Below are 20,142 nucleotides of genomic sequence, written 5' to 3'. Positions count from 1 at the left end.
GCGGCGAGCTATGACCGCGACTTACTGCGCCTGATCTGAGCTATGGACACTGCGGCCAAGAGCGCGGCACCGTTGAACAGGCTGCTCGTCCAGATCGGCACGCCGAGCAGTTGAAGCCCCTTGGCTCCGGTTGCCAGCAGAGCGATCGCTATCAGCGTCCCAGCCACATTCGCTCGGCCGGGATGAACCTGGGTCGATCCCAGGAAGATCGCGGCAAACGCGGGAAGGAGGTTATCCTCTTGCGTCGGAACTGCAGACGCCGTGAATGGTCCTTCCGTTGCCGGTGATCTGAGGCTTGTCGAGGTCGAAGTGTGCTACCACTGATAGGCAACCGAGACGGCGGAGGATGGTGCGGATCACGCTGTGCGGCTGTTGAAGCCTGTCGATCACACGGCAATATTCATCCCCCGGCGTCTGGGGAAGTCCGATCAGAATGCGCGGCTCGGCCCGTGAAGATCCTGCGTCAATCACCACTCGATCTGCTGGAATCAGGTGCAAGGGAACGTCCTCTCGACCGGACAGCTCACCAATTGCCACATAGAGGTAGTTGTGACCCAGGTCGGTGAATGACTCGAGATGCGTTCTTCCGCTTGGAGTATCCACTGACACGTGGAGGCCTGGCGATGGTGTCTTCCCTGAGACGAGGTCACGGAGCCCGACGATAGGAAGTTGGTGGGTGCGGGCGAACTCATGCAGGTCGTCACCTGAGGCGACGTCTGTTGGGTGGGTAGTGCCGACGATTGTGGTGAGCACCGCGGCGGGTGGGAACCCGGCTGCCGCTACCAGATGGACTGCCGCTTCGGGATGCCCGAATTCCGACATTGGCAGGGCCGCGTCCGTGCGTAGGGGCACCACATGGCCTGGACGGCTGAATGAAGCGGGTGACGCATCCGAGGACGCCAAGAGCCGGATCGTGCGTGCCCGGTCCGCGGCAGAGATGCCGGTGGTGATACCCGTGGCCGCGTCGACGGTGACGCACTGTTCGGCACCTGGAGCGGCACCCTGTTGAGCCGGAAGCAATAGGGCGTCGCAACGGTCCGACGGTAGGGCGACTTGCAGGAATCCTGATGAGTGACGGATAGCGAAAGCGGCATCAGTCGTGCTGATCCGAACTGCAGGAATGACGATCTCACCGCTGGTCGGCGAGTCGACCCCATCGGTGAGGATGATGGCCTCCCCGCGGGACAGCTGATTGATCGCGGCCATCACTCGTTCTTCCGCGCGGATGTCAGCGAGCGTCGGTGCGAGGCTGATGCTCTGCGCGAGCGGATTCTCGTCGGTGATAGTCATGGTGAGATCGTCTTCCTGGTGGTCAGGCCGGGAACTGCCCTGTCTCTCGGGCTGCTGTACACGGCTGTGTCACAGCTCGAGAGAATGGAGTGTTAGTTGACCGCTACCGGCTGATGCTGTGCCGCGTACTTCTCGGTGGCAGCGTTGATGGCCGCCATGGTCTCGGCCTTCCACTCGTTACCCCGCACCCACGCGTTGTGCTCGCGGATCGGCTTCAGCTGGCCCCGGAACTCGGGAATTACGTGCTCGGCCCAGAGCTTGACGGCATTTCGTTGGCGCTCGTAGTCGGTGAAGTCGGTGAGGGTCATGATAAAGCTTCCGAAGCCGCCCGTCTGGTCGGCAAGTTGCCGGATCTTCTCGATTGCAGTGTCGGGGGTTCCGATCAGCACCGACCCAGACTCGATGGCCTCGTCGATCATTCCCTCGACGTCTGGCTTCTCGGAGGCCGGCAGCGGCGAGATATGCGCCAGATAGTTCCAGATCTCCTCGAACCCGTGGGTGCAGTCCTGGCGCGCCTGCTCTTCCGTCTCGGCGATGTGGGTGATCGCCGAGAGCCGCCAGTTCCGACGAGACACCGTCCGCCCGGCCTTCGCCGCCTCGTCCTCGGCGATCTTCCAATGACCGCGAAGGGCGCCGAATGCGGCAGGGCTTGTGGCAGCAAGATTGATCATCCCCACGCCCAGCCTCCCGGCAGTGACAGGCCCGGACGGTGAGGTGACAGCTGCGACAACTACATCCAGCTCTGGCACACTATAGGGGCGTACCTGCAGTTTGGCCTCGCGCAGATCGAACCAATCCGTCTTCTCGGTCACCGTCTCACCCCGGAGCAACCGAACGATGACCTCCGCGGCCTCGAGCATCATGTCGCGCTGCTTCGTCGGGTCGATACCCAGCATGTAAGCGTCGGAAAGCAGCTGTCCGGGACCGAAGCCCATGATCGCGCGACCGCGAGATAGGTGATCGAGGGTGACCAGGCGTTCCGCAAGGAGGAAGGGATTGTGGTAGGGCAGCGAGTTGACGGCCGTCCCCAGCTTGATGGTCTTGGTTCGTTGCGCAGCCGCTGCCAGCAGCATTTCGGGCGCGCCGATCGGTTCGTGACCACCGGAGTGGTGCTCGCCGAGCCACGCCTCCTGGAACCCGAGGCTGTCGGCGAGCTCGATGATCTGCAGGTCCCGCTCATAGAGAACGGTGGGGCTCACTCCGATCTTGTGGAAGGGGGCCATGAAGACACCGAACGCGGTCGGGTAATTGGATTCGGACATGCAACACCTCGGTTTCTCGGTCTAGCGTGACTTTTGTCGGAGCCCAGCGAGCACATATGGTGCTGATGGGCGTTAGGCGCCTGCGGCATGGGCCGATCTGGCGCTTTCGATGGTCGCTGGCTCCACCCGGCCGCCGAGAGCGACAACCAGGGGAATCGGGTCGAAGAACTCGCAGAAATGGGTGATCTTCCCATCCCGGATGGTGAAACGCGTGACGTACTCGTTCCTCAGCTCGACCGGAATGACCATCTTCATGTCGCTCTTGTACTCGGCGATGACCTCCCCGGGATCGGAGTGATACGTCTCGAGCCTGAAGTCGTACAGCCCCTCGGTCTCGATGAGGGAGGGAATGGTCTCCAGGAAGGCCATCACTTCCTCGATACCCTCCATTCGACGATTGAATCCCGGTGGTGCGTAACGCATTTCGAAGACTATGTGCTCCGAGAGGAGCTCACGTTTGACAGCGAAGTCCCAGGTGTTGATTGCGTCGAGATACCTGCGGGCGATGTCGATATTCGACGCTCGCAACTCCTCGTCAGTAGGCACGCGCTCTCCTTTGATAAACTGAACTCACTTCATGCGAAGATTAGGCTGTGACCCACGTCTCGTCAATAGGTCTCTGCGCTGGAAGTCGAGCACCCGAAACGCTTCTGGTGCGCGGGCGTCTGCGATAGAATGAAATGAACCCAGTTCAGTTCGTTCAGAGTGGCGGTGTCAATGTCAGAAATTCAGGCTGCAGGGTTCGATGACAGATTCTGCGGCGGCGACGATCTGTCGCCGCATGTACTTCGTGGCGCGTACGGCCGGTTTCCATCAGGCGTCGCGGCAGTGTGCGCGGTGATCGACGGCGAGCCGGCCGGCATCGCAGCCAGTTCGTTCGTGTCAGTGTCGCTCGAACCAGCACTGGTATCCGTGTGCGTCGCCCTCACGTCAACTACATGGCCGCTGCTCCGTCGAGCCCAATCTCTGGGTCTCAGTGTGCTGGCCGACGCGCACGCGTCGACCGCACGGGCACTCGCGTCGCGAGTGCCCGATAGATTCGCAGGAATAGATTGGGTTCGCGACAGTTCCGGGGCGGTCTTCATTGCCGGCGCAGCCCTTTGGCTGAACTGTTCAATCTACGAGCAGGTTCGGGCGGGTGATCACGAAATCGCAGTGCTCACCGTCAACCGCATCAAGATGCACAGTTCCGTATCACCCATCGTGTTCCACGACAGCCAGTTCCATCGGATGGCGCGCTCCGGTCCTAACCTGTCGAGCTAGGGAAGGAAGACAATGTACATCGAGGTCACTTCTGACGGTTTTTGGACTCGTCACCTATTGGATCTCAAGGCGTTTCACGTACGCATTCGCTGCGATCGCGAGAAAGCCCACCAGTCGCTGGTGCGCGCAAAAATCGGTTACATCGACAACGACGCGGTCTTCATTAGATCAGCTTGGCTCCGCAACCAAGGACCACGCACCCGTGAGTGGCGTGAGGACTTCGGAGCCATGCTGTCTTACGCAGGGGACCGCGGTTGGTATGACGGGGAATTCATTGAAGGACACATAGAGCCCAATTAATAGACTGGATCTTGCTTCGAGCGCTCGGTACCACGCCCGCCGCCTGGCCGGCATAGATTAGTCGACTCCAACGCGCACGCTGGGCTCGTTGCGGCAATCGGAGCCGCCTTGCCCAGCGGCACGCGAACACTGCCACACCCATTTCGTGACGAATCTCGTATACCGGCCGTTGACAAAATTTTCGGATATGGGTGCGGACACTTCGGGGAAACATGCGAGATGGAACGCGCATGCGTTCTCAGCGGACGGTGCAACACCAATGGCCACCGATGGATCTGAAACTCGACCCCGTCGTGGGAGCGAACGCGGCGGCGAACATTTTGGCCTTCGGACTGACAGTGGCAGGCTGCGGGGAACGCCCCGCACACAAAGTGTGGGGAGGCAACTGTCGGTGAAAGAGGACGTCAACTCTAGCCCGTGGGTCAGCGGGTTCACATTTCGCCTGCCGATGACATCACCAAGCTACTCGAGGTGTGAGGTCCTCGACCAATCGATACACGGCCTGCTAAGGATCCACAACCTCCAAGGACGGTCCCCGCGTCGACCGTCGACGCAGTGGCTTGTGAGAACACGAGAGTGATGTCCGTGGTTGCGGGACCGAACGCCAAAAGCTGGTGCCGAGGGCAGGAAATGCTGGAGTCCTATCGCGCACCCCGTATCACCTCGCCTCACCGCTGCGCCGGGTCGCCGACATGATCAACCAGCGGATCGTGTTCGCCAATCTCGACCACGCCCCTACTCCTACAGGCCGCCGGGCCCGTCCACCGCGATGCCGACCTCAACCGTCGCACCCCGGGAGGCGCGGGAGGCGAAGCGCAACCACTTCACATATGCCGGCCGGTGACTGGTCGCCCAGGACGCGGCCACGGGTCGGTGATGTCGAGGACAGCGATGTCGGGCATCGTCAGCATGAGGACCGCTTCGACGAGGTCACGAGCGAATTGCCGTTGAACGCCGGCACGACCGCAGCCGGGGCCGCCACGAAGCTTCCGTGGACCCGACGCCGACGGCGATTCTCGAGTCTCGACTCGTTCAACAGATGATCGCGATCTGCGAGGCCTTCGCACACCTCGACGTCTCGGTGGACCGCGGGCGCGCCAAGCGCGCCACTGCCTACGGTGGCGATTACTTCTCGCTGGCTGACGGCCACGATTGAGTTGTTCGACTGAGCGGCACGAGATTCGCCCCGATCGTTCTGACGCCACCCTCGATGGCTGGGCCCCCTGCTGGGCGCAATTCGTCGATTCCGGTACGGACTTCGCGACCGCTACCCACGTGAAGGGCATCGACCCGGTAGTCCAGTTCCCGATTGCGCGTTATGGCGCGAGTGGAACTTTTACCAGCCGAGGTGGGGCGAACAACCTCATGTGGGGGAATCTGTCTGGCTCGAGGACAGGCCCAACCGCTCGTGCGCGATCACGGGTAGGAGCGCCCACAGGCAACTCGAGGGCACACCGAAGACCGAGAGGCGGTACAACAGCCTCCGGGTCCATGCGGAATTCCGGACGAACCGCGTCGACGCCTCAAGTGCGGGCAGCATCCGTTCAGGTGAGCGCGGCATCGCCGTGCCAGCGCGGCGTCGCGACCACAGCGGTATGACCAGCACGGCGAAGACGACTCCCAGCGCCGGAAAAAGGGTCTGGGACGTCGTCACGGTCAACTGTGCACCACCGACGATCGGGCCGATCGCGCGGGCGCCGCTCGACGACGCTGAGGACCTCCTCGCGCATGTCCTCCAGTTCCAGGCAGTAGGCCACGTCGTCGAGGAATCGTTCGATGATCAACGCCGGCGTTCCCGTCTTGCGGCTCAGGAGCTGCAACGCACAACGCACGAGTGGCAGCTCGAGGGCATCTCCGAAGCCGATCTCCTGTTCTACATCGCGCGGGGCGAGCCCGACCCCGGGATCGGTGTAGCTGAGTTCCTCGACGGGGTCGTAGCCGATGGAATCCGGCGTCGAGCAGCGCCGCGACCTTCGTTCGGACCAGTTTGGCGTCCTCTGATGTCGGAGACCGTATCGACGGGGAAATGGTTGCTGGTCAGCGCATTCCGAGGATTCGACGGACGGGACCGCGTTTGCGCTTCTTCTCGATCGTCGTGGCGAGTCCGATACGGCGACCGGTGAGTGGATCGGTCGCGGGGGCACCGCCGAACCCGGCTTCGGACGCGGTTTCGGGTGCTGCGTCGCGGGTGTCGGTGAGGTACTTGTCGGGGAGTGAGAGCTTCGCGATGGTGCGCCACGACTTCCAGTACTGCACCGCGAGTGGGCCGGTCGTGTACGGCAGGTCGTACTTGTCGCACAGCTGCTTCACGCGGATCGAGATCTCGTGGTAGCGGTTGGAGGGCAGGTCCGGGAAGAGGTGGTGCTCGATCTGATAGCTCAGGTTGCCGGTCATGAAGTCCATGACGGGGCCGCCGGAGATGTTCGCGGAGCCGAGCATCTGCCGCAGGTACCACTGGGCGTGCGTCTCGTTGTCGACGTCGGTCTTGGTGAACTTCTCGGCGCCGTCCGGGAAGTGCCCGCAGAAGATTACGGCGTTGGTCCACAGGTTGCGGACGAGGTTGGCGGTCGCGTTCGCCTTTACCGTGGACTTCCATGCCTTGCCGGTCAGCGCCGGGTACACGGCATAGTCCTTGAGGGTCTGCCTGCCGAGCTTGGCGAGCACTTCCTTGCCGCGCATCTTGGTGAGTTCACGGTCGTCCCGGCCCCGGGTCACTTTGCCCAGCTCGAGCAATTGGATGGCGAGGCCGTACTGGAACAGCGCCGCGAGAATCGCGTTGTAGGCGAGGTTGCCGAGGTAGAAAGGCTTCCAGCGCTGGTCACGGGTGACGCGGAGCAGGCCGAAGCCCACATCGTCGTCCATGCCGAGTACGTTGGTGTATTTGTGGTGCGCGTAGTTGTGGGTGAGCTTCCAGTGCGCCGACGGATCGGCGTTGTCCCATTCCCAGTTCACGGAGTGCACCTCGGGATCGTTCATCCAGTCCCATTGCCCGTGCATCACATTGTGCCCGAGCTCCATGTTCTCGATGATCTTCGACAACGAGAGCATCCCGGTGCCCAGCACCCACAGCGAGCGCCTGCGGGAGCCGAAGAGCACGGCGCGGCCGCCGAGTTCCAGGCCGCGTTGCAGCCGGATGGTGTTGCGGAGGTACCGGGCGTCGCGTGCACCACGCGATTCCTCGATGTCCCGCCGGATCGCATCCAGGTCGCGGCCGATGGCCTCGACGTCGGCATCCGTGAGGTGCGCGTATTCCTTGATGTCCGATATCGCCATGCGCCTACGGTACCGTAAGTTACGGAACCGTAGGTTACGGGCCGGTATTTTATGATGATAATCACTTTGACTGGTACGCACCGTTTTTCGCTGTCGAAAGGCGGACAGGGCGAGCAATTACCGCGCTCTGGGGCCGCGGCGACGACCGACCGCACCGTCCAGCAGGACAGTGCGGACGGTCTTATCGCCGCGGGCCCGGTCGAACGCGAGGGTCACATCTCGGGCCGGTACGTCAGAGCCTCGTCATGCGTGCGCAGTGGAGACTCCGTTAGGGGTGGGTCACTGGATGCGGACGTTGGCGCATGGTCGGTGTGAAGCGGGGGAGGATTGTGCAGAGGGCGGGCAGGTCGTTGCCGCTACCGAGGACGGTGCCGTCGGGCCGGATGATGGCGGCGCGGGCGCGGGCGCGGCGTAGCCAGTGGTGCAGATCGGTGCCGGGTCGAGCCAGCAGGACTGTGCCGCCGCGTTGTTCGATGTCGGTGCGTTGTGTCGGGGTCGGGGGGATGGAGGTGACAACCGCGAATCGGCCGGCGACGACCTCGGCGAATCGGCGACCCTGGTCGAGGTCCGGATTAGGGATCAGGCGGCCCGCTCGGCTTCTGCGTAGTCGAGGTCGTTCTATCAGAGTGGAGCGGTGGAGGGCCGGGGTTTCGCCGTCCATGATCTTGTCGCTCAGGCCCGGCATACGGTGCAGCAGCGGTACGACGATGCGGCGGATGAGGTTGCCGAGTTCGCCTCCTTCGGTCATGGCCATTCCGACGAGCTGGGCGCGCCGGATCAGTGCGAGCGCGTGGGGTTTGCGTTCGATCTCGTAGGTGTCGAGTGCGCTGTCGGGCAGATCCCCGGTGAGGACGCCGGCAAGTTTCCAGGCGAGGTTCATCGCGTCGCGGATCCCTGCCCCCATCCCTTGTCCGATGAACGGTGGTGTGAGATGGGCGGCGTCGCCGAGTAGGAACACGCGCCGGTCGCGCCATCGGTCCGCGATTTGGGCTTTGAAGGTGTACTCGGCCACGCGGACGAGCTTCAGGTCGTCGACCGGTGTGTTCCGCATCCACGGCGAGATGAGGGGTTGCAGTCGAGCAATGTCGCGATAGTCGTCGGCGGTCTCGCCGGGTTTGAGCCGGAACTCCCAGCGGTAGCGAGTGTTTCCGATCCGCATGTATGTTGCCGCGCGCACGGGGTCGCACACCTGGTGGGCGCCCTCCCACGCGCTGAGGTCGGCGGTGGTCGCGACGTCGACAACCAGCCAGCGTTGGTCGAACTTCAGGTCCCGCATAGTTGCCTGAATTTGGTTTCTGACCAGGCTGTTGGCGCCGTCGCAGCCGAGGACGTACCCGGCCCGCACCGATTCCTGCATACCGGTGTTTCGGTCGGTGAAGTCGACGCGAACGCTGCCGGTCGTGTCGTCGGCCAGCCCGGTGACCTCGACGTTGCCTTGGAGGGAGGCCTTCGGGTGCCGTGTCAGGTTGGCGCGCAGGATCTCCTCGAACTGCGGCTGGTCGAACATGTTGGCCTCGGGGTAGCCGTGGACGCCCGGACCGGGGTCTCGGTGGAACTCGGTGAGAACGCGCATGTTCCGGTCGACAAGCCGCAACCCGAGGCAGGGCCGGGAGATCACCGCGAATTCCTCGGCGATCCCGAGGTGCGCCACGATCCGGTGGATCTCACCGTCGAGATGGACCGCCCGTGGCTGCGCGTAGACGCCCTCCCAGCGCTCGAGTAGCAGGCACTCGATACCGTACTGAGCCAGCAGCGTGGCGGCGGTCAGTCCGGTGGGTCCGGCACCGACGATGACGACTGGGACGACCCGTTCACTCATCGGATCGATCCGAACAGGACTACGAGGTAGGCCACGATGGCTACGCCGACGACGATGGCAGGCGCCATCTCACGCAGTCCGTCACCGTTGCGTAGGTGTGTGACGACGGCACCCACCATCAGGAACAGCAGCCCGATGGCGGCTGCGGCGCCGAGCGCCGGCACGAGTCCTCCGATCAGGAGACCGACGGCACCGGCGACCTCGAGCGCACCGATGCCCCGATACGTGCTGACGGGCATACCGGCGTGGGCTGCTCGTTCCCGCATCGGCGTGGTTGCCGCTATTTTGCCGACGCCGAGCAGGAGGTAGAAGACTGCGAGGCAGAGTGCCAGAACTAGTGATGCGGTGGTCATGTGCGCACCGTGACCTTCCAATTGATCGCATATCGGTCCAGGATCGCCTTGACCGTCGGTTCGCCGGCAGGTCCGTCGATCTCGACGGTGGCAAGGATCGAACCGTCCTCGACGGACGCCTGGATGCTGTCGATGCCTGCGACGGTGGCGAGGGCATGCTCGAGTTCGCGCCGTGTCGCGTCGGCGCGCAGTGCGAGCTTGTAGAGCTTGCCTACCGCCGTGACGGGCAACGCGGGGAGGATGGTGACCGCCTTGGGTGCCGCGGCCCGTTCGGGGACGCGCTCGCTAGCCCAGGCTTGCAGCTCGCGCGGGGTGATGTCGGCGTCTGCGACAACGGTGACGTAGGCAACGGGCACTTCGCCGGCGTGGGCATCTGGGCGTCCCACCGCGCTGACCGCGGTGACCTGCGGATGGTCCAGAAGGACGTGTTCGACGACCGCTGGATCGATGTTGTGCCCGCCCCGGATGATGACGTCCTTCGCGCGTCCGACCAGGTAGATGAAGCCGTCGCTGTCGACGCGCGCCAGGTCGCCGGTGTCGAGCCAGCCGTCGACCAGTTTGCCCATGCCGTCGAGAACGGGTCCGTGTTCGTCGTGGCCGGAAACATAGCCGGCGAACACCGTCGGACCGCTGATCGCCAGCACTCCGGTCGCTCCGGTGGGCAGGTCGTCCCAGGCGCCGTCGTCACGGATGCGTACCACTTTGACCTGCTGATAGGGCATCCGTACCCCGACCGAGCCAGGTCGTGGCGCGTCGGGAAAGCTGCGTGCACTCGCGCAGGTTGCCTCCGTCAGTCCGTAACCTTCGAGAAGGAGCACCCCCGTGTGGTCCTGGAACTTCTCGATGAGCGCGGTCGGTAGAGGCGACGCCCCCACCATGGCGAATCGCAGACTACTGATGTCGGCGTCGACCGGGCGCTGCGCGAGGGCCGCGTACACGGTGGGCACCGCGCTCATCGACGCGATGCGGTAGTGCGCGACGATCTTCCAGAATTGGCTGGACAGTATCGGGTCGCGATAGCCGAGCGGGCCGGCCCACACCACGCCCTGGCCCTTGAACAGCGGCGCCAGCAGCGTGACCATCAAGGCGTTGACATGAAACAGCGGCAGGGCGGCGAAAACGACGGAGTCCGAGTCCCACGACGAGTTCGCGGCCAGCATCCAGGCATCGGCGACCTCGTTGTCGTGGGTGTGGGCGGCCAGCTTCGGAACACCGGTGGTACCACCGGTGTGAAACAGTGCGGCCACGTCGAACCCGCGGGGTGGATCACCGATGAAGTCGGAGGAATCGATGTCGGCCGACATCGCACTGAGGTAGCCGATCCGCACTCCGTCGACCTCGGGCAGGTCCGCAGGCGCGCCGGCGGCGCCGGTGGGCCGCAAGACCAGCACGGCGTCCACTTTCCCGCTCACGGCAATCTGGTGCGCGGCCTCCCATGTCTCGGGCGCGAGTTCGGGTCCGGCCGCGACGAGTACCCGGGCACCTGAGCGGCGCAACAATTCAGCGATGTGCTGCGGCGACTGCGCGGCGTTGATGGGAGCGGCGATGCCGGCAAGCTGTGCGGCGAGAGTCGCGGGGATCAAGTCGGCGCAGTTCGGCGCCATCAGGGCGACGGCGTCGTGGCGCCGCACGCCCAGATGATGGAGCAGGTTCGCGTAACGGTGAACATCGTCGAGTAGTTCGGAGAAACTGCGCTGCAATGGCTGCCGCCACCGTGCACCGTCCGGGAGGATGGTGAGCGCGAGGCGATCCGGCCACATGCGGGCCGCTCGGGTGAGTAACGCATAGGTGGATTCCGGAAGCCCCCGATCGCGCAGCGGCACGGCCTCGATCGTCGTCAGATCGGTGGGAACCGCGTAACGCGGCCACAGCAGGTCGGTGGTCATCGCGCGTACCTCACCACCGTGCGCTGGCGCCCCAAGTCGATGGTCCCGTCGTCGGTGGCGACAGTGGCTTCGATGAGGTCGCCGTCCTGCAGGTAGTTCGAATTCTTGGCCTGGCCCGCGAAGAAGAGCTTCCATTTGACTGCGGGCGGTAGCAGGGAGGAGAGGATTGCGATCGGCTTCGGTGGGGCGCTCAGTGCCGTCCCGACCGGCGTTCCGGTCAGCAGCAAGTCCCCGGCATCGAGGCGTTGAAACCGGGTCAGCGCCTGCAGAGTCTCGGTCGGCTGGTAGATCATGTCGGCAACGGTCATGTTCTGGCGCGGTTCACCGTTGACCCAGAGCCGCAGGCGCAGGTCGGTGAACCGCTTCAGCTCGTCGCCGTCGAGCAGTACGAGGGCGGGGCCGACCGGGGTGAATGTCGGGTATGACTTGGCCTCGTAGAACTGCGTTTTGGGAAGCTGGATGTCGCGCGCGGAGATGTCGTTGGTGACAACCAGGCCGGCAACGTGATCGGCGAGAGTGTCTGCGGTGATCGCTGTCCCGACCGGGATGTCGCGGGCGAGGACGAGCCCGATCTCCACCTCGTAGTCCAGTAGTTGGACGTGGGCAGGACGGATCACGTCGTCGTTGGGGCCGCTGATCGAACCGGATGCCTTTCGAAAGAAGGTCAACGGAATGGTGGCGGGGTTCATCCCGGCGTCCTCGACGTGCGAGGCGAAGTTCGTCATCTGTGCGACCACCCGGCAGGGGGCGGTGACCGGGGAGAGCAACGAGAGAGTCTCGACGTTCACGGTGCCCTTGTTGAACGCGGCTGCCTCGACGGCCGGTCGGTCGGCCAGCAGTTGGGCGGTGGTGGTGGCCGCGGTGTCTACCCGTGCGGCACCCGTGGGTGTGACGACCCACCAGGCATCGGCGGTGCGGAGGACGGAGATGGTCATGAGCTGGCAACTTTCAGAAGGCCGCGGAGGCGGTGGAGGTCGAATTCGTTGTCGGCGCGCAGCGCGTGGACGATGGCGCGCAATTCCTGGAGTGATTCCCGACCGGGGTTCAATCCGAGGAAGTCTTTGGTGGCGGGCGGCCCCCACTGGGACAGTCCGGACGCGGTCATCGGTGCCCAGCCTGCTTCGAGCGTGCTGTCGAAAAGATCGCCGTCGCTGAAGTGCTCGACCATGAATCCGTCAGGGTCGCGCCAGTAGTCGAAGATTTGGCTGCCCTGGATGTGCCGGCCGATGCCCCAGGACCGGCGGTAGCCCCGGTCGAGCAGGTATTCGCCTCCTGCAGCGAGGCAGTCGAGGTCGGCGACCTGATATGCCGAATGCACATAGCGGTTGGCCGGGCCGAGGACCATCGCGAGCGTGTGATGGTCGGTGGGCGTGGCGCCACGGTCGCAGCGGATGAAGCTCATGATCGGGCCCCGGGCCCGTTGACCGGGGTAGAAGAGGAAGTCGCTGACGATCAGTCCGAGGTGCTCGAGGTACCAGTTGAGTGTTTCGAGGTACGTCGTCGTCTGGAGCACGACGTGACCGAGCCGTTGCACGGTGGCCGGCGCGCGGGGCGGCCGCTGAGGAGCGTTCACCCGCCCGCGGTCGTGGCCGAAATTCAGTGGGAGCGGGGTCTGGTCGGACAGCGCCGGCAACTCGAACATGTCGGACACGACGCGGACTCCCAATGCGCTGGGATCCAGAAGATCGACCGTGATCCCGCCCAGACTCTCGGGGAGGGGCACGACCGCACCGCCGACCGCGTCCGCCAGTCGCAGCACGTCGGTCGAGTCGGCAGCCCGGAAGGCGGGACCGACGAACCGCGACCGCGGGCCTCGGCGGATGAGCACGCACGGCGAGCCGGGGTCTGTACCACGCAACTGCAGTTCGTGTGCGGTGCGGAGCGCCGTCGTGAAACCGAAGGCATGGGCGAACGCCTCCGCCCGCTCGAGGTCGGGCTTCTCGAACTCCAGCCACGCGAGGTCATGCACCTTGATGATCGGCTCGGCGGCCCGCCCCCGGTGTTCGCCCGCCAGGGCGCCCGGCTCACTGTGCAGACCGGTATGCGGGTCATGGTGGACACTCATTGACCACTCCCTTCAGGTAATGACGATATCGTCACTTACGACCATATCGTCAGTCAAGAGAAGTTGAGGAATTCGTCAATATTGATGACGAGCGGTAGGGTAGGGCCAGCTCAGACGAGTAGGAGATGGGCACGCACGCCATGACCGAGCAGATCACCGATGTACCGAACAGCCTGAGCTGGCGTAAGGCCCGTACCCGCGCCGCGCTCGTACGCGCAGCCCAGTCATCCATGGCGGCAGGGAAACCGACCGCCCCGATACTCGAGATCACCCAGGCTGCAGATGTCGGAATGGGGTCGTTCTACAACCACTTTCAGACCACGGAGGAGCTCTCCCTCGCGGCCGTGGAGGAGGCCCTCGACCGCCACGGCGCGACGCTCGACGAACTGCCCATCGGCAGGGAGCACGCCGCCGAGGTCTTCGCGCAGAGTTTGCATCTGACCGGACGCCCGCATCGTAGGAGCCCGGGCCCAGCAACGCTGTTCACCCACGGGCTGACACGTCGTCGGCGGGATGCTGATGGCTGAAATGGGTTTGGTGCAGCGGTTGCTCGGGCAAGACGGATTCGAACCGATTCGCTTGGTGACCGAAGTGAGCGGGGCCGGCGAGGCGAATCGGGAAGAAATTCCCGTGGAGCAGGTCGTAGCGCTCCTGCGGGAGCGTGTGTACGGCGCGATGACGTGTTTGGCGACGCTTGCCGTCCTCGTCCGCTACACGGCTCCCGACACGAGCCCATGGTCTCGGGTCCTGGATGTCGCGGTGGCCACCGGCGGGCTCTGGGCGGCGAGCCTGCTGGCCGACTGGGTAGCGCACCTCGGCGCGCACCACAGTGCTCCGCGCGGACGGGCAGCGCTGCGGATGCTGCAGGCCTCCGGCCAGATTGTAGAGGCCGCGGTCTTGCCCCTGCTTGTATTGATCGCAGCTGCCGTCGGACTATTGAGTCTATCCAACGCGATGTGGATCGCGATGTGGATCCTCGTCGTCGAACTTGGGGTAATTGCTCTGTTGGCCGTACGGATGGCCCAATTACGTTGGTGGCAAAAGCTGTTCACCATCACAGGTTTGGTCGGAGTGGGCGTACTCGTGGTCTGCATCAAGATCCTCGCGCATTAGGTTGGACCGTGTGTGGCGACTGCTTGCGGACTGGAGTAGCCGCCAAGGTTGAGGAATTCGTCAATATTGATGACACGCGGGTACTGTAGGGCAAGGTCGGACGGATCAGGAGAAGGGCACGGCATGACAGAGCAGATCACCGATGCGCCGAACCGCCTGGAACGGCGCAAGGCGCGTACCCGCGCCGCACTCGTACGCGCAGCCCAGTCCTTCATGGCGGCAGGGAAACTGACCGCCCCGATACTCGAGATCACCCAGGCCGCAGATGTCGGAATGGGGTCGTTCTACAACCACTTCCAGACCAAGGAGGAGCTCTTCCACGCGGCCGTGGAGGAGGCCCTCGACCGCCACGGCGCGGTACTCGACGAACTGACCGCAGATCTGGACGACCCTGCCCAGATCTTTGCGCAGAGCTTCCGTCTGACCGGACGCCTGCATCGCAGAAATCCCGAACTGAGCAAAGTTCTGCTCCGCGACGGGCCGAGTCTGGTCAGCTCGGACAAAGGCCTGGCGCCGCGAGCTCGCCGCGATATCGAGGCAGCAGCCCGTGCGGGCCGGTTCAACGTGCGCGACCCCGAACTGGCCCTGACGATCACAGCGGGGGCCGCGCTCTGTCTGGGTCAACTGCTGCACGACCACCCCGAACGTGACGACGCGGAGGACACCGACCAAGTCACCGAGGACCTGTTGCGCATGTTCGGTCTCTCCGCCGACGAAGCCCACGAAATCTGCCGACGCCCCTTACCCGACGCCGACGATCAAACCCACGGCGCAACCGCTACATAGTGTCCGAATGTGCGGACCGGACACGACACTGACCGAGATGAGCGCCGGCGCCGGTCGCTCGGGGTGATAGCTGCAGAGATGAAGGATGCAGTATTACCTCACCACCACAGAAAGCGGGCACGCGAACGGCGATCATGTGCTGGCGCCGCAGGAGTACGAGCAGTTCCTTGAGCACCAGCGCGATTTCACCGTGCGTCGTTCGTTTGTCCAAACGGCTCGGAAAACGAAGGCCCCCATCTTCCGCGAAGCCGTTGTGCAGGTGTCCGAATGGCTCGCCACCTACCCTCCGGTGCACGACACCGACGGACTAACCCGGGGGCTTGTGTACGGCGGCAAGTGGTTCTACAACCTCGGTTCGGCCACTGTGCACGGTTACAAGTGGATGCGTGAATCACCGAGTGTGCGGTGGCGCTGTTCGAGGCGCACGCTCTTGACCCGGCAGACCTGCGCAACGAGAAGTGCACTATCCGAGGCATCTGTCCGCCGCCGCTTCCACCTGGGCGGCCCTGTCTCGATAGGTCCGCGGTCCGCTAGCTGAGCTGACGTAATCGGGGAGGTTGTCGGCGAGTTGCTCGAACAGGGTCGGCACTCCGCGGCGAAGCCAGGTCAGCTGGCCGCGGTCGAGATGACCGCCGTCGAGAAGATGGGAGAGACGATGCTGCTGCGCGGGGACGCCGAGCTGACGGAGTTTGGCCGAGGAACTGGTACCGCTGGATCGGATGTGCGCACCGCGTCGATGTGCTGTTCTTCGGTGACGTCCATGACAGAAATTGTGGTCCCGTCGACGGTGCTCGGGAAGGGTTTCACCAAGCACCACAAATCTTTCGTACCGCGGTAGGGGAGCGGTGGCGGGTTGACGTCGGTCGCCGGGCTGGCAACGATGCTCGGTGGATTGCAGCGGCGCAGTCACCCCTCACGCACCGCGGCACCATCATTTGGAGTGCCGCCGCACCGAGCAGGAGAGCACCGGATGACACCGACCGAGCACGACCTCGACCCCCGATATCGCCCAGGCGCGGGTGTTCCGTGACCTGATGGACGCCGAGATCGCGGCGCTCACGGCCCAGATCGAGAGCACCCGGCACGCAGGCCACACCCAAGACGGGGAGCTGGGTGCAGGTCTGCGCGGCCAACTCGCCGAGGCGCATCAGCTGGTGGCCGGGCTGATCGCCCGGTACCCGGATCTGCGAGGCACCGAGCGACCGTCCAGGGACTGATCAGCGTCCTGGATCAGCGGCGGCGGTGCATCGGTGGGCGGTCGCGGTCGATGACGGATGCCTGATCTTCGCCGACTCCGAGGACCTCACCATCGATCCCAGCACCGGCCGCCATGCGGAACCGGAGTTGACGCCCAAGCCGGTCACATCCCCGGGGGAGTGATAGGCGGACGGGCAACGCAAGCCACCCACGGCTGCGTTCACCGGGCGGGTCCCTCGACCTGTTCAGGCGGAGGGTCGGTGGGGTACTCCCGGTCGGACAGGATCGGCGTCGTCGTCGATCTCGGGCACTGATGGAGCGGGGCGACAGGTGATGGATCTGGTGAGTGGTACGGCACGGGCGGTGACTGGAGTGGGTGCGGCTGCGACGGCTGGCCTCGGCGCGGTCGGTGGAGCCGCGGTCGGCGGCCTGGTCGGCAGTTTGAAGGGTGCGGCAGTCGGGGCCCAGGAGGGTGCCCGGCGTGGAAGTCATTCGACGCCGGCGGCTGTGTTGACCTTGGGTGTGGTCGCGTTGACCGGTGTGGTGCGGTGGCCGATCGTGGCCGCGGTCCGGGGGGACGGCGCTGGTCCTCGAGCAACTCGAACTCGGCACGAGGCCGGACGAGCCGGGGATCGGTGAGCAGTCGACCGGTGCCGGAGCGAAGGCGGCGGCCGCGTCGGCGGTCCCGGCCGCACCCGCGGCCGAAGCGAACACTCCCACTCCTGCCGGGAAGGCGGTGCGGGGGCGCCGGACGCCGGCGAAGACACCGCCCTCAAAGGCAGCCCCTTCGTCGACACCGTGACGGTGGGCCCGACGCGGACGTAGCGGGCTCGCCTTCGCTTCCACGGACTTTTCGGACACGGTGGCGCCGTCGAGCACCGTGGTTGCGGTGCTCGACGGCGCGACTGTGGGGTTTAGGTGTTGTTCGCTGTTCGCGGGGTGTGGTTGCGGGCTTCGATGGCAGCGACGGTCTTGTCGAACGCCGTTCCCAGGACGCGGGTGCCGAAGACGCCGAGCACGGCCCCGAGCGCTCGTCCTTTGAGGTTCTTGCCGTCGCGGACCACGACGGCGTCGACGTCGGTCGTTCCGTCGGGCCGCGGGGTGAAGGTGTAGGTGTGGCCGGAGTTGCCGCCCCACAGGTTGGAGTCGGTGGTCGTCATGACGACGCGGTGGGGGTCGGTCCAGTCGTAGTGCAGGCGTTCCCAGGCCCCGCCCGATCCTTCGGTGACGTCGGCGTGGGTGGTGCCGAGTTCGTGCACGTGGAGGTAGTCGTCGGCGCTGTTGCCGAACAGTGCCTGCCGGCCGGGCCCGAAGTCGGTGAGTGCGTCGAGAAACTGTTCGGGTGTTGCGGTGGTGGTCTGGTGCAGGTGGATCGTGGACATGGTGTTCTCCTGGGTGGGTGGTGAACGGTGAGGGGGTGACCGGGTGTCGAGGACGGTTAGAGGGGCGGCTCCGTCCCGGCCTGTTCGGCGACCATGTAGGCGGCGTACCAGTCGGGCCAGTTCGGATCCGCTGCGCCGGTGCGGTTCTCGTGTTCGCCGTGAGCGATTGCCGCGCGAATCAGCGCACTGGTCAGGTCGGTGGTGCTACTGAATGTTGTTGCCGTGGTGGTGACGTTCTGGGGGGAGCGGGTGTCGGTGGTGCTCATGGTTGCCTTCTCGCGGGGTCTCGCCGGGCTGCTCTACAGGTGGGTGTTGCTGTTCCAGCCGGCCAGGATCTGGTCGAGGACGATGGTTTCGGCGCGCCGGTCTTGCCGCTGGTCACGCTGGCGGTCGTGCTGGCGTTGCTGCATGTCGTTGTCGCGGTCGAGCGGATTGTCGTGGGTGACGGCGGCGGCGACGGGCTGCGCGGGGTTCGACGGTGCGGTGGTGGCGTTGGCGGCGCCGACCGGGATGAGTCCGAGTGCGGCGGTCGCGGCGCCGACGGCGGCCAGTCGCTTCCAGGAGGAGGTGCTGGTGGCGGAGTGGGTGATCGGGTGGAGCTGTGTGGTGCTCATGGTGGGTGTTCCTCATTCGAGTGCCGCGGGCCCAGCGTCTGCGGCTACTCGAACGGTGTGTGTGGGGGCCGGAAGCGTTACACCGACCAACCCCGGAGCTAGTGTGACGTGCGTCACTTACCGGAGCGGCTGTTGCGGCGGATCGGTGTCGATGGGTCGAGGCGGCATGGCATCACCGGCTGCGGTATCACGTCGGTGCGGTGATGCGCGGGCGATGGGGTGAACGTCGCTATCGCCCGCGAGTTGGCCGGCTGGTGTTGGTCGCTGGCGGTGATGGACTGTTGAGGACAGTCACCTGACCTGCTTCGTCGGTTTTGAGTCGGTGGTGGCCGTGCTTTGGATCGACCCGCGACACAACTGTGAGCAGACCTGCCTTCGGGTCGATGCTCGACTCTGGACGCGCGGATACGATCCAGCCGAAATCCCTTCCTGCGGTATCCAGCCCGCGTATATCAGTTTGCCTACATATCAGCTGTACTGCGGACAGAATCTAGTCGCACGTCCGCGCGCTGATCTCTGCGTTGCGCTGAGATCGGAGCCATGGACATTGAACGTCACCTTGTTGGATCCGGCGTGCTGTTGACATTGACCTGGGCTTCGATCACCAACGAAATATGCTCTATGATACGGCTTTTGGAGATTCGGGAGTTTCCGGTGAGCCAGTGCTGGTACAGGAAGGCGAGTGCGCCGAAGATCGCTATCGAGTTGAGTTGACTGGTGACCTTGTCGCGTGTGTCGTCGCCGCTCAGCCTGTCGAGTGATGCCGCGATCGGCGCCGTGAATTCTTTCACGAGTTGCTCGCCTCGTTGTGCGAGCTCTGGGACGCTCTGCGACTCGACGAACATGATCTTCCCGCGGCGACGATCCCTTGCGATGTAGTCGGTAAAGGCGCGGACGACGTGCCGAACAAGGTCGTGTGGCTCCGTCGGGGATGTTTGCAGCGCCGTGATCAACGTATCGCGTGCGGTGAGGACGACACGGTCCAAGACGGCAACCAGGAGTTCATCCCTGCTGGCGAAGCTCTCGTAGAAGTACCGCTCGGTGAGGCCTGCTTGACGGCAGGTTGCCCGCATCGTCGTGGCGGCTGCGCCGTCCGTCCCCATGATTTCCAGGCCTGCTTCGATCAGTTGTTCGCGGCGTGCGGCTCGTCGGTCTTCGGGCTCCTGTCCGCGCCATCGGCGGGGGGCGCTGCGGCCGGTCTCGATTTCGGTCATGTCTTCATCCTCTCACTGCGGCGAGATGTGAGTCGGACGCGTGTGTGGCAGCCCGTTGTATGTTGACATCGACTGCTGTTGACAGCGAGTGATGTCAGTTCTAACGTTCTCGACATGCGCGGCAACAACGAGGAGGGCGTCCGAATGGTCAGGTCTGCAATACCGGTGGAACTTCCGGTCGATAGCGTCGGGCGCGCACCCGAAAGGGTCGAGGTACTCATCGTCGGCGCGGGATTCGGTGGGCTGGGAACTGCGATCAGGCTGAAACAGGACGGCATCGAGGACTTTGTCGTGCTCGACCGCGCGGACGACATCGGTGGAACGT

The 20,142-nt window shown here is 64.6% G+C and carries 23 protein-coding genes and 2 pseudogenes; 9 read left to right on the top strand and 16 right to left on the bottom strand.

Annotation, left to right across the window (positions count from 1 at the left end; all coding sequences use genetic code 11):
- Window positions 1-231: 231 nt before the first annotated feature.
- The 3 genes from DTA22_RS19830 to DTA22_RS19820 form a co-directional block, all read right to left on the bottom strand.
- On the bottom strand, window positions 232-1,290 hold the full coding sequence (locus DTA22_RS19830) for a 3,4-dihydroxy-2-butanone-4-phosphate synthase (protein ID WP_112300665.1): 1,059 nt from the start codon (window positions 1,288-1,290) through the stop codon (window positions 232-234).
- A gap of 92 nt (window positions 1,291-1,382) precedes the next feature.
- The gene (locus tag DTA22_RS19825; protein ID WP_245973294.1) at window positions 1,383-2,513 is read right to left on the bottom strand and encodes an LLM class flavin-dependent oxidoreductase; all 1,131 of its coding nucleotides are present in this window, start codon (window positions 2,511-2,513) and stop codon (window positions 1,383-1,385) included.
- A 111-nt stretch (window positions 2,514-2,624) separates the two neighbouring features.
- Window positions 2,625-3,098 (bottom strand): nuclear transport factor 2 family protein, encoded by a 474-nt coding sequence (locus DTA22_RS19820; protein ID WP_112300663.1) that lies wholly within the window; start codon window positions 3,096-3,098, stop codon window positions 2,625-2,627.
- Window positions 3,099-3,269: 171 nt separating this feature from the next.
- Here DTA22_RS19820 and DTA22_RS19815 point away from each other — a divergent pair, with 171 nt between their 5' ends.
- Complete coding sequence (locus DTA22_RS19815; RefSeq protein WP_112300662.1) at window positions 3,270-3,815, top strand: flavin reductase family protein; 546 nt, start codon at window positions 3,270-3,272, stop codon at window positions 3,813-3,815.
- Between the two features lie 1,291 nt (window positions 3,816-5,106).
- Window positions 5,107-5,271, top strand: coding sequence for a hypothetical protein (locus DTA22_RS36105; protein ID WP_158461226.1), 165 nt, complete (start codon window positions 5,107-5,109; stop codon window positions 5,269-5,271).
- 207 nt (window positions 5,272-5,478) lie between these two features.
- Here the strand turns inward: DTA22_RS36105 and DTA22_RS19805 are convergent, their stop codons facing one another.
- From DTA22_RS19805 to DTA22_RS19775, 8 genes are all read right to left on the bottom strand, one after another.
- Window positions 5,479-5,769, bottom strand: a complete 291-nt coding sequence (locus tag DTA22_RS19805; RefSeq protein WP_235214452.1) for an MFS transporter — start codon at window positions 5,767-5,769, stop codon at window positions 5,479-5,481.
- Window positions 5,660-5,935 (bottom strand): hypothetical protein, encoded by a 276-nt coding sequence (locus DTA22_RS36825; RefSeq protein WP_245973537.1) that lies wholly within the window; start codon window positions 5,933-5,935, stop codon window positions 5,660-5,662. The genes DTA22_RS19805 and DTA22_RS36825 overlap by 110 nt, the downstream gene beginning before the upstream one ends.
- 217 nt (window positions 5,936-6,152) lie before the next feature.
- A complete protein-coding gene (locus DTA22_RS19800) occupies window positions 6,153-7,388 on the bottom strand; it encodes a fatty acid desaturase family protein (protein WP_112300660.1) in 1,236 nt (411 codons plus the stop codon).
- A gap of 268 nt (window positions 7,389-7,656) precedes the next feature.
- Complete coding sequence (gene mhpA / locus DTA22_RS19795) at window positions 7,657-9,207, bottom strand: bifunctional 3-(3-hydroxy-phenyl)propionate/3-hydroxycinnamic acid hydroxylase MhpA (RefSeq protein WP_112300659.1); 1,551 nt, start codon at window positions 9,205-9,207, stop codon at window positions 7,657-7,659.
- Window positions 9,204-9,560, bottom strand: a complete 357-nt coding sequence (locus tag DTA22_RS19790) for a DoxX family protein (RefSeq protein ID WP_037227843.1) — start codon at window positions 9,558-9,560, stop codon at window positions 9,204-9,206. The genes mhpA and DTA22_RS19790 overlap by 4 nt, the downstream gene beginning before the upstream one ends.
- Entirely contained in the window at window positions 9,557-11,446 is a 1,890-nt protein-coding gene (locus DTA22_RS19785) for an acyl-CoA synthetase (RefSeq protein WP_112300658.1), read from the bottom strand. The genes DTA22_RS19790 and DTA22_RS19785 overlap by 4 nt, the downstream gene beginning before the upstream one ends.
- The gene (locus DTA22_RS19780) at window positions 11,443-12,381 is read right to left on the bottom strand and encodes a fumarylacetoacetate hydrolase family protein (protein ID WP_112300657.1); all 939 of its coding nucleotides are present in this window, start codon (window positions 12,379-12,381) and stop codon (window positions 11,443-11,445) included. Before DTA22_RS19780 ends, DTA22_RS19785 begins: the two co-directional genes overlap by 4 nt.
- The gene (locus DTA22_RS19775; protein ID WP_037227837.1) at window positions 12,378-13,511 is read right to left on the bottom strand and encodes a VOC family protein; all 1,134 of its coding nucleotides are present in this window, start codon (window positions 13,509-13,511) and stop codon (window positions 12,378-12,380) included. The genes DTA22_RS19780 and DTA22_RS19775 overlap by 4 nt, the downstream gene beginning before the upstream one ends.
- Before the next feature lie 140 nt (window positions 13,512-13,651).
- Between DTA22_RS19775 and DTA22_RS19770 the strand changes: the two are divergent.
- The 4 genes and pseudogenes from DTA22_RS19770 to DTA22_RS36100 form a co-directional block, all read left to right on the top strand.
- Window positions 13,652-13,978, top strand: a pseudogene (locus tag DTA22_RS19770) (TetR/AcrR family transcriptional regulator); the annotation flags it as partial.
- A 61-nt stretch (window positions 13,979-14,039) separates the two neighbouring features.
- Window positions 14,040-14,624 carry a hypothetical protein gene (locus DTA22_RS19765; protein ID WP_037227973.1) on the top strand — a complete coding sequence of 195 codons (585 nt, stop codon included), beginning with the start codon at window positions 14,040-14,042 and terminating at the stop codon, window positions 14,622-14,624.
- A 123-nt stretch (window positions 14,625-14,747) separates the two neighbouring features.
- A complete protein-coding gene (locus tag DTA22_RS19760; RefSeq protein WP_037227835.1) occupies window positions 14,748-15,410 on the top strand; it encodes a TetR/AcrR family transcriptional regulator in 663 nt (220 codons plus the stop codon).
- 85 nt (window positions 15,411-15,495) lie between these two features.
- Complete coding sequence (locus DTA22_RS36100) at window positions 15,496-15,948, top strand: hypothetical protein (protein WP_037227833.1); 453 nt, start codon at window positions 15,496-15,498, stop codon at window positions 15,946-15,948.
- Window positions 15,949-16,016: 68 nt separating this feature from the next.
- On the opposite strand, the gene DTA22_RS36095 is transcribed toward DTA22_RS36100, so the two are convergent.
- Window positions 16,017-16,172, bottom strand: coding sequence for a hypothetical protein (locus DTA22_RS36095; protein ID WP_160118527.1), 156 nt, complete (start codon window positions 16,170-16,172; stop codon window positions 16,017-16,019).
- 272 nt (window positions 16,173-16,444) lie between these two features.
- Here DTA22_RS36095 and DTA22_RS19750 point away from each other — a divergent pair, with 272 nt between their 5' ends.
- Window positions 16,445-16,627: a hypothetical protein gene (locus DTA22_RS19750; protein ID WP_245973293.1), complete on the top strand. Its 183-nt coding sequence runs from the start codon at window positions 16,445-16,447 to the stop codon at window positions 16,625-16,627.
- 894 nt (window positions 16,628-17,521) lie between these two features.
- Here DTA22_RS19750 and DTA22_RS19740 read toward each other — a convergent pair.
- The 3 genes from DTA22_RS19740 to DTA22_RS19730 are packed head-to-tail and all read right to left on the bottom strand — an operon-like array spanning window position 17,522 to window position 18,603.
- Window positions 17,522-17,989, bottom strand: coding sequence for a hypothetical protein (locus DTA22_RS19740; RefSeq protein ID WP_112300656.1), 468 nt, complete (start codon window positions 17,987-17,989; stop codon window positions 17,522-17,524).
- Window positions 17,990-18,045: 56 nt separating this feature from the next.
- Window positions 18,046-18,255, bottom strand: coding sequence for a glyoxalase (locus tag DTA22_RS19735; protein ID WP_112300655.1), 210 nt, complete (start codon window positions 18,253-18,255; stop codon window positions 18,046-18,048).
- A 33-nt stretch (window positions 18,256-18,288) separates the two neighbouring features.
- Window positions 18,289-18,603 carry a hypothetical protein gene (locus DTA22_RS19730; protein ID WP_112300654.1) on the bottom strand — a complete coding sequence of 105 codons (315 nt, stop codon included), beginning with the start codon at window positions 18,601-18,603 and terminating at the stop codon, window positions 18,289-18,291.
- Between the two features lie 155 nt (window positions 18,604-18,758).
- On the opposite strand from DTA22_RS19730, the pseudogene DTA22_RS36820 reads away from it, so the two are divergent.
- Window positions 18,759-18,888: pseudogene (locus DTA22_RS36820) on the top strand (IS110 family transposase); the annotation flags it as partial.
- A 269-nt stretch (window positions 18,889-19,157) separates the two neighbouring features.
- On the opposite strand, the gene DTA22_RS19725 reads toward DTA22_RS36820, so the two are convergent.
- Window positions 19,158-19,817 (bottom strand): TetR/AcrR family transcriptional regulator, encoded by a 660-nt coding sequence (locus DTA22_RS19725; RefSeq protein ID WP_112300653.1) that lies wholly within the window; start codon window positions 19,815-19,817, stop codon window positions 19,158-19,160.
- Window positions 19,818-19,961: 144 nt separating this feature from the next.
- On the opposite strand from DTA22_RS19725, the gene DTA22_RS19720 reads away from it, so the two are divergent.
- Window positions 19,962-20,142, top strand: a 181-nt coding sequence (locus DTA22_RS19720; protein ID WP_160118529.1) for an NAD(P)-binding protein, incomplete at its 3' end; no start/stop codon positions are given.

The organism is Rhodococcus wratislaviensis (genome assembly GCF_900455735.1).
Classification (GTDB): domain Bacteria; phylum Actinomycetota; class Actinomycetes; order Mycobacteriales; family Mycobacteriaceae; genus Rhodococcus_F; species Rhodococcus_F wratislaviensis.
This window is presented reverse-complemented; position numbering and strand designations above follow the sequence as displayed.

What these genes read in the sequence shown, in the direction of transcription:
- DTA22_RS19725 (WP_112300653.1), bottom strand. Translation starts at nt 19,817, where the DNA reads ATGACCGAAATCGAGACCGGCCGCAGCGCCCCCCGCCGATGGCGCGGA.
- DTA22_RS19815 (WP_112300662.1), top strand. Translation starts at nt 3,270, where the DNA reads ATGTCAGAAATTCAGGCTGCAGGGTTCGATGACAGATTCTGCGGCGGC.
- DTA22_RS19825 (WP_245973294.1), bottom strand. Translation starts at nt 2,513, where the DNA reads ATGGCCCCCTTCCACAAGATCGGAGTGAGCCCCACCGTTCTCTATGAG.
- DTA22_RS19765 (WP_037227973.1), top strand. Translation starts at nt 14,040, where the DNA reads ATGGGTTTGGTGCAGCGGTTGCTCGGGCAAGACGGATTCGAACCGATT.
- DTA22_RS36095 (WP_160118527.1), bottom strand. Translation starts at nt 16,172, where the DNA reads ATGGACGTCACCGAAGAACAGCACATCGACGCGGTGCGCACATCCGAT.
- DTA22_RS19790 (WP_037227843.1), bottom strand. Translation starts at nt 9,560, where the DNA reads ATGACCACCGCATCACTAGTTCTGGCACTCTGCCTCGCAGTCTTCTAC.
- DTA22_RS19780 (WP_112300657.1), bottom strand. Translation starts at nt 12,381, where the DNA reads ATGACCATCTCCGTCCTCCGCACCGCCGATGCCTGGTGGGTCGTCACA.
- DTA22_RS19830 (WP_112300665.1), bottom strand. Translation starts at nt 1,290, where the DNA reads ATGACTATCACCGACGAGAATCCGCTCGCGCAGAGCATCAGCCTCGCA.
- DTA22_RS19800 (WP_112300660.1), bottom strand. Translation starts at nt 7,388, where the DNA reads ATGGCGATATCGGACATCAAGGAATACGCGCACCTCACGGATGCCGAC.
- DTA22_RS19775 (WP_037227837.1), bottom strand. Translation starts at nt 13,511, where the DNA reads ATGAGTGTCCACCATGACCCGCATACCGGTCTGCACAGTGAGCCGGGC.
- DTA22_RS19785 (WP_112300658.1), bottom strand. Translation starts at nt 11,446, where the DNA reads ATGACCACCGACCTGCTGTGGCCGCGTTACGCGGTTCCCACCGATCTG.
- mhpA (WP_112300659.1), bottom strand. Translation starts at nt 9,207, where the DNA reads ATGAGTGAACGGGTCGTCCCAGTCGTCATCGTCGGTGCCGGACCCACC.
- DTA22_RS19735 (WP_112300655.1), bottom strand. Translation starts at nt 18,255, where the DNA reads ATGAGCACCACCGACACCCGCTCCCCCCAGAACGTCACCACCACGGCA.
- DTA22_RS19740 (WP_112300656.1), bottom strand. Translation starts at nt 17,989, where the DNA reads ATGTCCACGATCCACCTGCACCAGACCACCACCGCAACACCCGAACAG.
- DTA22_RS19730 (WP_112300654.1), bottom strand. Translation starts at nt 18,603, where the DNA reads ATGAGCACCACACAGCTCCACCCGATCACCCACTCCGCCACCAGCACC.
- DTA22_RS36100 (WP_037227833.1), top strand. Translation starts at nt 15,496, where the DNA reads ATGCAGTATTACCTCACCACCACAGAAAGCGGGCACGCGAACGGCGAT.
- DTA22_RS19750 (WP_245973293.1), top strand. Translation starts at nt 16,445, where the DNA reads ATGGACGCCGAGATCGCGGCGCTCACGGCCCAGATCGAGAGCACCCGG.
- DTA22_RS19760 (WP_037227835.1), top strand. Translation starts at nt 14,748, where the DNA reads ATGACAGAGCAGATCACCGATGCGCCGAACCGCCTGGAACGGCGCAAG.